The sequence below is a fragment of the Neiella litorisoli genome, assembly GCF_014773395.1.
Lineage (GTDB): Bacteria > Pseudomonadota > Gammaproteobacteria > Enterobacterales > Neiellaceae > Neiella > Neiella litorisoli.
This window is the reverse complement of the sequence record NZ_JACXAF010000015.1, coordinates 1-11,227: the sequence shown is the minus strand read 5'-3', so window position 1 is coordinate 11,227 and position 11,227 is coordinate 1. Positions and strand designations below refer to the sequence as shown.

Annotated in this window: 10 protein-coding genes; 5 read left to right on the top strand and 5 right to left on the bottom strand. The window is 49.4% G+C overall.

The annotated features are described in order from the left end of the window. The first annotated feature begins 62 nt into the window (after positions 1–62). A complete protein-coding gene (locus tag IC617_RS11905) occupies positions 63–356 on the top strand; it encodes a helix-turn-helix domain-containing protein (RefSeq protein ID WP_191145207.1) in 294 nt (97 codons plus the stop codon). Next, entirely contained in the window at positions 346–1,656 is a 1,311-nt protein-coding gene (locus tag IC617_RS11900; protein WP_191145206.1) for a type II toxin-antitoxin system HipA family toxin, read from the top strand. Before IC617_RS11905 ends, IC617_RS11900 begins: the two co-directional genes overlap by 11 nt. Positions 1,657–1,724: 68 nt before the next feature. Here IC617_RS11900 and IC617_RS11895 read toward each other — a convergent pair whose 3' ends face one another. The 4 genes from IC617_RS11895 to IC617_RS11880 all read right to left on the bottom strand — a co-directional run bounded on the left by IC617_RS11895 (position 1,725) and on the right by IC617_RS11880 (position 6,315). Next, on the bottom strand, positions 1,725–3,089 hold the full coding sequence (locus tag IC617_RS11895; RefSeq protein ID WP_191145205.1) for a HipA domain-containing protein: 1,365 nt from the start codon (positions 3,087–3,089) through the stop codon (positions 1,725–1,727). Between the two features lie 4 nt (positions 3,090–3,093). Further along, complete coding sequence (locus IC617_RS11890) at positions 3,094–3,453, bottom strand: helix-turn-helix domain-containing protein (RefSeq protein WP_369410398.1); 360 nt, start codon at positions 3,451–3,453, stop codon at positions 3,094–3,096. A 281-nt stretch (positions 3,454–3,734) separates the two neighbouring features. Continuing rightward, positions 3,735–4,604 carry a YicC/YloC family endoribonuclease gene (locus IC617_RS11885; RefSeq protein WP_224745965.1) on the bottom strand — a complete coding sequence of 290 codons (870 nt, stop codon included), beginning with the start codon at positions 4,602–4,604 and terminating at the stop codon, positions 3,735–3,737. A 94-nt stretch (positions 4,605–4,698) separates the two neighbouring features. Continuing rightward, on the bottom strand, positions 4,699–6,315 hold the full coding sequence (locus IC617_RS11880; protein WP_191145204.1) for a mechanosensitive ion channel family protein: 1,617 nt from the start codon (positions 6,313–6,315) through the stop codon (positions 4,699–4,701). A 173-nt stretch (positions 6,316–6,488) separates the two neighbouring features. Here IC617_RS11880 and rph point away from each other — a divergent pair, with 173 nt between their 5' ends. After that, a complete protein-coding gene (gene rph, locus IC617_RS11875; protein WP_191145203.1) occupies positions 6,489–7,205 on the top strand; it encodes a ribonuclease PH in 717 nt (238 codons plus the stop codon). A gap of 3 nt (positions 7,206–7,208) precedes the next feature. Beyond that, positions 7,209–7,850 (top strand): orotate phosphoribosyltransferase, encoded by a 642-nt coding sequence (pyrE, locus tag IC617_RS11870; protein WP_191145202.1) that lies wholly within the window; start codon positions 7,209–7,211, stop codon positions 7,848–7,850. A gap of 72 nt (positions 7,851–7,922) precedes the next feature. Here the strand turns inward: pyrE and glgC are convergent, their stop codons facing one another. Continuing rightward, a complete protein-coding gene (gene glgC, locus IC617_RS11865; protein ID WP_224745964.1) occupies positions 7,923–9,179 on the bottom strand; it encodes a glucose-1-phosphate adenylyltransferase in 1,257 nt (418 codons plus the stop codon). A gap of 440 nt (positions 9,180–9,619) precedes the next feature. Between glgC and IC617_RS11860 the strand changes: the two genes are divergently transcribed. Beyond that, complete coding sequence (locus IC617_RS11860; protein WP_191145201.1) at positions 9,620–11,095, top strand: methyl-accepting chemotaxis protein; 1,476 nt, start codon at positions 9,620–9,622, stop codon at positions 11,093–11,095. Positions 11,096–11,227: the final 132 nt, after the last annotated feature.

Here is an 11,227-nt window from a genome sequence, read left to right as displayed (position 1 = left end):
TAGCATCCAAAAAATCTATATAAAGGCTATAATGGATATTATTGTGTCTTTTTGGTGTGTTTATGTCTCTTGTTCTACTCCTCGATGATACTGATATTCAACAAGCCTTTGCCGCGCACCTCAGAAAACTACGCGAACAGCAAAAACTCTCCCGCAATGCGCTCGCTGAGCGGAGTAGTGTGCCAGCCCCGACCATCAAGAAATTTGAGCTCACCGGACAGATCTCTTTTCGACAGCTGCTGTTGCTGTGGCAGTGTCTGGATGATTTGAAACGGCTCTATGATCTGACCCTCGAGTCCAAGTCGATCCCCAAATTGCCAACCTCAATTGATGAGGTGTTAAAAGATGAGCTTTAAGCCAATACAAAAGCTGATTGTCAGCCGAACGCTTTCAACAGGCGAGAAGGTGATTGTGGGAACTCTTGCGCAGAACAGGCAAGGCGTTTTCTTCCAATATGAAGCTGACTACCTAAGTCGTTTTGGCAATCTATCTCCGTTCACTCTGAAAAGTAGCAATGAACTTCAATTGGCACCGCGCATACCTCACGGTGGCGTGCATGGACTTTTTGCTGATAGTTTGCCTGATGGCTGGGGTTTGTTGCTTCAAGACAGAGTGTTTCGTCAGCACAGTATCTTGCCCGCTCAGATCACCGCAATGGATCGCTTGGCCTTTGTTGGTGAAAGAGGGATGGGAGCATTGACGTTTTCCCCAGCATCAAGCTATTGCGCTGAAGAGGCGGAGGAAGAAGATTTAGCAACGTTAGGATTGCAGGCTCAGGCGTTGTTTGACGGCCAAACAGAAGAGGTGCTTGCTGCCTTAGTTGCTGCTGGTAGCTCGGGCGGTGCCCGGCCCAAAGCGCAAATCTTCATTCCTCCAGAAACACCTGAACAGTGCCACACACATGCTCGACCTAGAGATGAAGCTTGGTTGGTGAAGTTCACGTCACAGAACTTGGCCCTCGGCCATGAAGAAGGTTTGTGTGAAGCGGCCTATCTGAAGATGGCTGAAATGGCAGGGCTTCAGCCTCCGACATGGAAGCTGCTGGAAGCACCGGCTAAAAGTGGCGCTAAAGCTTGGCTGGCGGTAAAGCGTTTTGACTGGGTCAACCATGCTGATGGCTCTGCGGGGCGGCTACATATGCACAGTGCCTGCGGATTGCTTGATGCGGACTACCGAACACCCAGCTTGGATTATCAAGATCTGATCAAAGCGAGTCGTCAGCTTTGCAAATCTCCTGCTGTTGGTCAGCTGCAATTCAAACGTGCCATGTTCAACTTGTTTGCCAGTAATCAGGATGATCACTCCAAGAACTGGTCGTTTCTACAAAACGATCAAGGGCAATGGCAACCCGCTCCGTTTTACGATGCGACCTTTAGCCCCCACCCTTTTAACGAACACGCCACGGCGTTTGCAGGATACGGCCACCAGCCTCCGCTGAAGGTTATCCAGAAGCTCGCAGCTTCTGCTGGCTTTGCCAATTGGAAACTGGCTCAGCGGTGCATTGAAGAGATCCTAGAAGCACTGTCTGGCTTCGCTCCTCTAGCGAAAGAGCTTGGAGTGAAGGAGAGTACGGTAACCGCTATTGTAAAAACGTTGGGCAGCCGCAGGGCGGAGAACAAGGGATTGTTGTGCAGGAATGAAGGTAGAACGAATTAGTGTTTTTTCAGCATATCCGCTCCGAAGCGTCATCGAAAAATTAGTATTAGGTCACTTCATATCAATTATTAAACTTCGATGTCAGGTATCAATGGTGCTTGTGACCGCAAATGTTGCGCTCGGGTCAATACGTGCTCTTTTACCGCTGTCATGTATTTTAGGTCGACTTCGGTAAAATGTGCTTCTTGCGTAATGCTCTCAATAAAGCCTGTTTGTGAGAGTGTTTCGATGACCTTATTCGCCAAAACAGTCAACTGGCGAGACAAAAGCTTTTTATTCACCCCGCAGGTTTCTGCGAAATCAGCCAGTTGATAGGCGTTTATGCTCTCAGGTTCAAACTCATCCCCCATCGCCATTGCCATTGCCAGTATGTGCTTGAATTGTGGGAACATCGCAATATTCACTAGATCATAAGCGGGCGTGAATTGATTATTGCGCTTATCAAAAAACAGCGAGACGTTTTTACCGTGACTGTCGTAGTTGCTGATCAATAAATTAAATAGCTGCCAGTTGATAAGCCATTGAAGACTCTCAACAGGCGACGTCATAGTTTTTGCCAGTTGAAAAAGCCGGGGTAAGCTTGCGCCATCGCGAATATGCTGTACATCCCTGCCATCACCAAGGTTCCGCTCATATTTATAGTCGCGTGGCAGGTTAAGTGCTTGGCAGCCATCAATCACATGCCTGCGAAAGACTTTGGACTGATCAGACACATACTTACGATCAAACCGTTCCACAATCAGAGCCGGATATTGCTCAAATCGAGTGAACTCGACTTCTGCGGTAGGCAATCCTACGGCCTTTGACAGTTTCATACAGAAGTATTCGTTTAGTACAAGGTTGGGGCAGTTGTGCTTTTCAAACTTGAGAATATGCGTTGAACATAAAGCCCCATCGCCAAATCCGATCTGCCCTTGCTCATTAATGAATATGTTGAGCTTGTCTTGTACGCCAGCCACACTTAGACGTGGTTTGTCGTCCCATGTTAACAGGCCAATGTCTTCCTTGCTGGCAAGGCGCTTGGTTAGCTCGTCGGGCTCGATAACTCTAAATTGTGGCTCACTTGCCTTTGGTGAAATGTCAGCACCTTGCTCATTCGCCTTAAACGTAATTGCACCCGCCAGATCATTGCCGATGGCCCTGACTTGGGAATAGACATTTTTTTCTGAGACACCAAGGTGCTCTGATAGGAGTTTCCGCGCTGCCCCCTCGGGAAGTACGTTGTCGAGATAGTTGTAGGCGACTTCGGGAGAGTGGAGGTTATCCAACGTCAGAGCGGGTGACAGTGGGTAGCCGGATTGTTGCCAATCTGGCTCGTATTCAAGCTTGAGCAGGTTGGTGCTTCTATCCAAGGTTAACGTGCCAATACGTTGGTCTGCCAAATGGATGAGCAAGGTATATTCTGATGGCTGGTCGATGTTATCTGCGGGCATATTTTTATACCCACTCGTCATCAGTGACGCTTGAGCTGGCTTGGCTTGAAAGCGATGGAGAGGTGAGCTTAATACCCAGTCCGTGTAGCACAGCAAATACGGCGGCAAGTGTGCAATTATAGTTACCATTTTCGATGCGAGACAAGGTATTGATCCCCACATTGCAAAGTGCGGCGCAATCGGCGAGCTTCATGCCCATCGCCGTGCGTTTTGCTTTAATCAATTGCCCCAGCACGTTTGTATTCTCAATAAAATGTGTTTGGGGCATTTCTGAAGTAGTGACTTTCTTTGCCATCATTCTGTGCCAATATTCATTAGTATCGGTGATTATAGGTGGAATCTGATGAATAACAATTTTATTCACCGTTAGTGGTGATTTTATAGGTGGATGGCAGTTTTATATTAATAATTCACCAATAGTGATGAATTATTAGTTTCGTATGTTGTGGATGGCAGTACATGGCCCATGTACTCACTCGAATATTATCAAGTCATACAAGGCGAAATGTTGTACGTTTTCCAGCACTAATGCCAAACAAGTGCATACAACTTGAAGGCTTACCGCTCCAAGTCTATTTGTTATTTTAATGAAAAAAAGCCCTGAAAATTCAGGGCTTAATGGATGGTTATGAGTGTTGGTGGATATTACTCGATATTCTGAATTTGCTCTCTCATTTGCTCGATTAGCACCTTCAGCTCTACTGCTGCTTGAGTGATATCCGAGGTAATGGACTTGGAACCAAGGGTATTCGCTTCGCGATTAAACTCTTGCATCATAAAGTCCAAACGACGGCCGCAAGCGCCGCCTTTTTTGAGGATCTTCAAGCTTTCTGAAACATGGGTGTCGAGGCGGTCGAGCTCTTCGGCAACATCCGATTTTTGTGCCAGCATCACCATTTCTTGCTCGAGACGACCTGCTTCCAGTTCGACTTTGGCTTCTTCCAAGCGGGTCATAATGCGATCGCGTTGCCATTGGGCGGCTGTTGGTAAATGCTCGCGGACCAATTTGACTTGCTCATCAACACCGTTTAATCGAGCTTCGATTAGCTCGCGCAGGGCTTGGCCTTCGTTGGCTCGAGATTCGAGGAATTGTTTTAGGGTTTCGTCAAAGCCAGCCAGCACGTCTTTGGTGATCTGATCCAAATCTTGCTCTTGAGCCATCATGACGCCAGGCCATTGCATCACTTCCAGTGGATTGACGTGCATGGAGCCGCCGACGTGATCGCTCACCCAGCGTGCTTTGGAGATAACTTCTTGTGCCAGCGTTTCATTGAGTTGTAATTGGCCACTGGCAGCTTGCTGAAATTCGTAGCGCAGGCTGCATTCGACTTTGCCCCGTTGCATGGCTTTGCGGAATCGTTCGCGCAATACCGGATCAAGGCTACGAAATTGCTCGGGTAAGCGCATGAAGGTTTCTAAGTAACGCTGATTGACTGAACGAATTTCCCAAACGGCGCTGCCCCAGTCGGCTTTGATTTCGTGGCGCGCGTACGCCGTCATGCTGTGAATGCCCATGTTCAGTTCCTTGTTGCTCAAATCGTTGCTGGCAGCAGCAAAGGATCGAGCGTTAATAAAATTATTTGATGAAAAAAGCGGCCCATTATAGGCGTTAGCTTTCGCCCTGCACCAGTCTGTAGTGGGTCAAATCAGCCGGTGACACTTGGTTTTCTTCCAGAATCCGGAGGATGGTCAAGTTAAGCGCCTCTGCTACTTCTAGATATTCATTAAAATCAGTGGTCTTGATGTAGCACAAGACATTGAGTTTAAGGCCGTGGGTGGCAAAATTTTGCAAGCGCACCCTGAGTGGCTCGAGATCCACCATGGGATGATCAATCAAGGCCTGCTTTAAATCCGCCAAAACTTGTTCGACTTGGCTGGCTTTGCTGTCGAGTCGTAATTGAACTTCCGGGTTGTAGCGGATCTTCTCCCGCTCGGCGAAGTTTTCTAAATGCAAATCGACAAAAGTGGCGTTGGGAATATTGATGACCGTGCGGTCGAGCGTCCGCACGCGGGTGAAGCGCAAACCGATCTCTTCAACAATGCCGGTTTGATCGCCAAAGCGGCAAAAATCACCAGCTTTGACCGGCGTGGAGATATATAGGGTGATGGCGCCAATAATATTCTCCACCGACTTTTGCGCGGCCAGCGCCACCGCCAAGCCGCCAATACCTAAGCCAGCCAAAATTGTGGTGGCCTGAAAACCGAGATTTTCCAGCCAAATCAGAAAAGCAAACAGCACCACAAAGGTTTTCAGCACGTTAAACAGTGGCCGTAACAACAAGGCGGCTTGATCACGGTTGGTGCGAATTAGTTTGCGGTGGGTGCGTTGGCGCAGCAATTCTAGGCTGATCACTATGACCCAAGTGATCGCGATAATAAGTAAGGTTTGGCCCTCAGCAATGGCGCGACTTTCGATGGACGGTCGCAGTAATTCAAATTGACTACGAACAATGAGCACCACTGTGAGCAGGCGAAGGGGGCCGGAAATAAAATGATTGAGCAACTCAGGATTGGCGTGGCGCTGACTGATGATACGTTGTACCAGCCAGAACATTGGCCAAGTGACAACGAAGGTGCCGACGAATAACGCGACGATCATCAGCCATTGCCAGCTTTGCATGCCGAGCCACACAAATTCCGGCAAGTAGGGTGATAGCGCCTCACCAATTGGGCCGTCGCCATAAATGGCGTATAAGTGCGGGATTTGTGACACCGAGGCATTGGATATCTTCCAGATAAACACGCCATCGTCTCGCGGTACCCGTTGCATGTAGATATTCACGGTGCGGTCTGGTGTGGCGATTTTGCCGACTAAATCACGATAGCCCGGCAGACTGTCGTTGGCGGCGCCAAGGTTAGATTGGCTGAGGGCATGAAGATCAACCCACAATTGCCGGTCGAGCACTTGTTTTAACTGTTTGGCTAATACATCAGGGGCAATCTGACTGGCTTCGCTATGAAGGTTGCGGACATCAAGATAGTGGCTGGCCCGCTCGAAATCATTGCGGTTGGCGGCATTTAAATAGCCTTCCATCGACGTTCGAGGTGACCCGCGATTGTAATCATCAACCACCACGGCCATATTGTCCTGAGTCGCTTCGGCGGGGGCTTGCTGTTTCGCTGATTCAGCATTGAGCATGGTTTGAAGCGTGGGAGGCTCCGCCCAAGCGCAACTACTCCAAACAGCCACAAAGGCGAGTACTAACAGCCGAATTGCAGACATCATCCGATATTCCTTTTGCACTGCGTTTACATCCATTACCTGTGCCCTTAATCCTAGCTGCAAATTTGTTATCACAGAAACCAGAGTTTGCCGAAATCCCATGAACTAATCGAGAAAACTGCTGACGACGCCGTTATACTATTGCGGTTTTATTTTGAATGACATTTGGAGCTGGCATGCGCCCGAACGAAAGAGCCCCCGAGCAACCCCGAGCGATTCGCTTTACTCGCAACTATACCTGTCACGCAGAAGGTTCTGTGTTGGTTGAGTTTGGCAATACCAAAGTACTGTGTACTGCTTCTGTTGAGGAGTCAGTACCGCGCTTCTTAAAAGGGTCGGGTCAGGGTTGGGTTACCGCTGAGTACAGCATGTTGCCGCGGGCAACACACACCCGAGGCAATCGCGAAGCTGCCCGTGGTAAGCAAGGTGGCCGAACGCTTGAGATCCAACGGCTGATTGCTCGCGCGCTGCGAGCCGCAGTTGACTTGAAAGCACTCAACGATTTTTCCATTACCCTTGATTGCGATGTCATTCAAGCCGATGGCGGCACGCGCACCGCAGCGATTAGCGGCGCATGTGTGGCCCTTGCCGATGCGCTGAACTGGATGGTGGCCGAAGGGAAACTCAAGCAAAGTCCGCTGAAGTTTATGATTGCCGCTGTATCGGTTGGCATCGTCGGTGACGATGCCCTGTGTGATTTGGAATATGTTGAAGATTCCGCTGCCGAAACCGACATGAATGTGGTGATGACCGAGCATGGCAAGTTGATTGAAGTGCAGGGCACTGCCGAAGGCGAACCGTTCTCGTTCGAAGAATTGCAACAGTTGCTTGGCCTAGCCAAAGGTGGCATTGATACCATCATTGCGGCGCAAAAACAGGCGCTGGAGGACTAAGCAATGAAACCTTATCAGCAAGCATTTATTGAATTCGCGCTGGAAAAGCAAGTGCTGAAGTTTGGCGAATTCACCCTTAAATCAGGCCGTAAAAGCCCTTACTTCTTTAACGCTGGCTTGTTTAATACTGGCCGTGATCTCGCTAAATTAGGGCGTTTTTATGCGGCCGCATTGGCTGAAAGTGGCATTGCCTTTGATGTGCTTTTTGGCCCTGCATATAAAGGTATTCCGATTGCAACCACCACCGCGGTGGCATTGGCGGATCATCATGATTTGGATGTGCCGTACTGCTTTAACCGCAAAGAAGCCAAAGATCATGGTGAGGGCGGCAACCTCGTGGGATCACCATTAGCCGGCCGGATCATGCTGGTCGATGATGTCATCACCGCCGGTACCGCGATTCGCGAGTCGATGACAATTATTGAGGCGAACCAGGCTGAATTAGCCGGTGTGTTAATTGCCCTTGACCGTCAAGAGCGCGGCACGGGTGAATTGTCGGCAATCCAAGAAGTTGAGCGTGATTACCAATGTCATGTGACCTCGATTATCTGCCTTGCCGACTTGGTGACCTACCTTGAAGCGCAGCCTGAAATGGCCGAGCATCTGGCGCAAGTGAACGCCTACCGTGCAGAGTACGGCATTTAATCGTTAGCGAAACGACAATGACTGCAGAGCCCAGCAACATGCTGGGCTTTTTTTGTGCGCTAAAGGGGAGAATCACAACTGCTCTAGATGTTCACGAGTGACCACCACCACGCCATTTTCGGTAATGGCAAACCGTTGTGCGTCGAGCTCCACATCTTCACCAATCTCGGTATTGTCGGGGATCTCGCATCCTTCATCGATAATGGCATGGTGAATACTGCAATTGCTGCCCACGTGCACATCCGGCAGCAGAATGGACTGGTGAACTTCAGAGCCCGCTTCCACACGGACATTATAACAACACAGCGAACGGCTAATTTGTGAGCCAACAAAGACGCAGCCCGCTGATATCAGCGAATCCTGAGCGAGGGCGTGCTGACCACAGCTATCATGAGACAACTTCACCGGCGGTAAGTGTTCTTGGTAGGTCCAAATCGGCCAGTTGGCATCGTACAGGTTGAGCCGCGGCATAGCCGTGACTAGATCCATGCTGGCGTCGTAGTAGGATTCGATGGTTCCAACATCGCGCCAATAGCCAGGCTGACCATCTTCATCAACATAGTGATAGGTCACCAGTTTGTGACTGGACAGCGCTTTGGGCAGGATGTCGTGGCCAAAGTCATGGCTGGAATTTTCGTCGCTATGGTCAGCCTCAAGTAGCTCCAGCAGCACTTTTTTCGAGAACACATAAATACCCATTGATGCCAATACATTGCCCGAGGGTTGGGCATATGGCGACGGATCGGATGGCTTTTCAACAAACTGAGTAATGTTGCCCTCATGATCGCTTTGGATCACGCCAAACTGGTGCCCCAGCCGTTGCGGCACTTCGACGCAGCCAATGGAGACATCGGCCCCACGGTCGACATGAGCTTGAATCATCGGCAAGTAGTCCATCGAATAGACGTGGTCTCCAGCGAGGATCAGGACATATTCGGTGTTGGCCATTTCCAGCATTTTGATGTTTTGCCAGATGGCATCTGCGGTGCCGGTGTACCAACTGTTTGAGGTGCCGAGGTGGGCGGGCAACAAGTTGACGAATTCGCCCATTTCCGAAACCAAATGACTCCAAGTGCGCTGAATATGCTGAACTAAACCAATGGCGTTGTACTGAGTCATGACGCCAATACGGCGAATGCCTGAGTTAATGCAATTGGATAGCGTGAAGTCAATAATTCGGTATTTGCCACCGAACGGCGTGGCTGGCTTGGCGCGGACTCGGGTTAAGTTGCCCAAGCGGGTTCCTTTGCCGCCCGCGAGTACATAGGCAATGGTATTTCGGGCTACTTGATCAATGTAGCGACCAGGGGGATTGATCAGACGCATCATGCGAACCTAGAGAGTGAGAGGCTCCAATAAGCTTAGGACGTGAATCTGAACGTGAGCTTGATCGGGGCCAAAAAAACACAGTCAAAAAGCAGCACTAAAATCAAAATTTGGTGCCTTTTTGCTCAAAAAATAAATTGTTAAAGCTTCTGTGACTATTTGTCGATACAGAAGTCACATTTGTTGGCAATGCGTATTTTGCTCAATTGGAAAGCTGCTAAAGTTGCAGAGGTTCATTGAGCCGCAGGGTTTATGAAATCTAAGGAAATACGCCGTCTTCCGCACTCCTTTGGCAAGCCAGCGTAGCTATACGGAAATAATGATCGGCTGAGAATCATAAATCCGCTCGTCAATAAATGTCATTCATATAATTAGAACCTGCTAACCAACAGCAAGCATGTATACGAAAGCACGCACCGATTGCTTTCAATGAGGTACCAACAATGAAAATGAGCCTGAATAACAAACTCGTTTTTGTCTTGGTTGGCTTCGGCCTTCTGGGACTAATCCTGGGCTGTGCTTTTTCCTATTTCAGCCTGCAATCTCGTTTGCAGGACTCCTACGACGCCGATCAAAAAGCCATGGTCGAACTTGCGACCGCGTCATTGATTGAACCCGTTTTTACTTACGATTTTGAGCAAAGTGAATCGATTGCCAAAGCGGTGACCAAGTCAGTGATGGTCGATGGTATTGATATTACCGATCACCGCGGCAAAGACATTGCTCGTATCGGTGATTTGTCGATGGGCAATGTGGTTGAGCAGGAAGTAGTCCGCGACGGTAAAGCAATCGGTAAGTTTAAAATTGCCTTTAACAAGTCGATTGTCTCCGACGAGCTTGGCGAGCAGATGTTGTTCATGGTGGTTGCTATCTCATTGATCCTCGCCATCGTCATTGTGGCGGCGTTTATTGCGCTGCGTAAAATGGTGGTTGAGCCGATTAACCATGTGGCCGAGTCCTTGTATGAAATTGCTTCGGGTGATGGTGATCTGACCAAACGCCTCAATGAGCAACGCGGCGATGAGATTGGTACCTTGGCCGCGAACTTCAACTTGTTGATGGATAACCTCGCCAGCCTGATGTCTAACGTGGCGTCGGTATCGAGCAAAGTAACCTTGGTTTCTGATTCGTTGGCCCGAGGTGCTGATGAGACCGAATCGAACACTCGTGATCAGCGTAGCCAGATTGAACAAGTCGCAACCGCACTACAAGAAATGAGTGCCAGCGCGATGGAAGTTGCTAAAAATGCGGAAGATACCTCCGACCGCACCCAAGAAGCGATGGCTCAAGTCAATAGCGGTGTTGACCAAGTGCAAGCCAATGCCGAAACCATTCACAGCCTGTCGGAACAAATCAGTGCAACTGCAGAGCGCATTACCACTTTGCGCAGTGCCAGTACCGCAATTGGCTCCGTGGTTGAGGTGATTCGGAGTATTGCCGAACAAACCAACCTGTTGGCATTGAACGCCGCGATTGAGGCTGCTCGTGCCGGTGAACAAGGCCGAGGCTTTGCAGTGGTTGCCGATGAGGTTCGTTCATTGGCTCAGAAGACCCAAGAGTCAACCCAAGAAATTGAATCCATTGTGACTGAAGTGCAGCAAAGCGCTGAAGCCGCTAACACTTCAATGGCGCAAAGCCTAGGCTCCAGTGAAGAGGTTAATGATGCTGCGTCTCGTGTCAGCCAAGTGTTGCAGGAAATCTTAGAGCACATTGTCACGATCAATGACATGAACAGCCAAGTTGCAACGGCCGCTCAGCAACAAAGCCATGTGGCGACCGACATTAGCCAGCACGTGACTGCGGTGAATGACTTGTCGCAATCGGTGTCTGATAATGCTCAGGCGGTATCGACCCAAGTGCATGAGCTTGAGCAATACAACAACGAGCTATCGAGCAGCATTAGCCGCTTCCGAATTTAACGAAGCGACCAAGCACGACAATAGAACCAGCCTCCGGGCTAATGCCGATCAGTTAACGACAAACTGATCGGTTGACCGATCTTCCGCAGGCTATATAAAGGTCTTAACTTCTTCAGTTAGGACCTTTTTCTT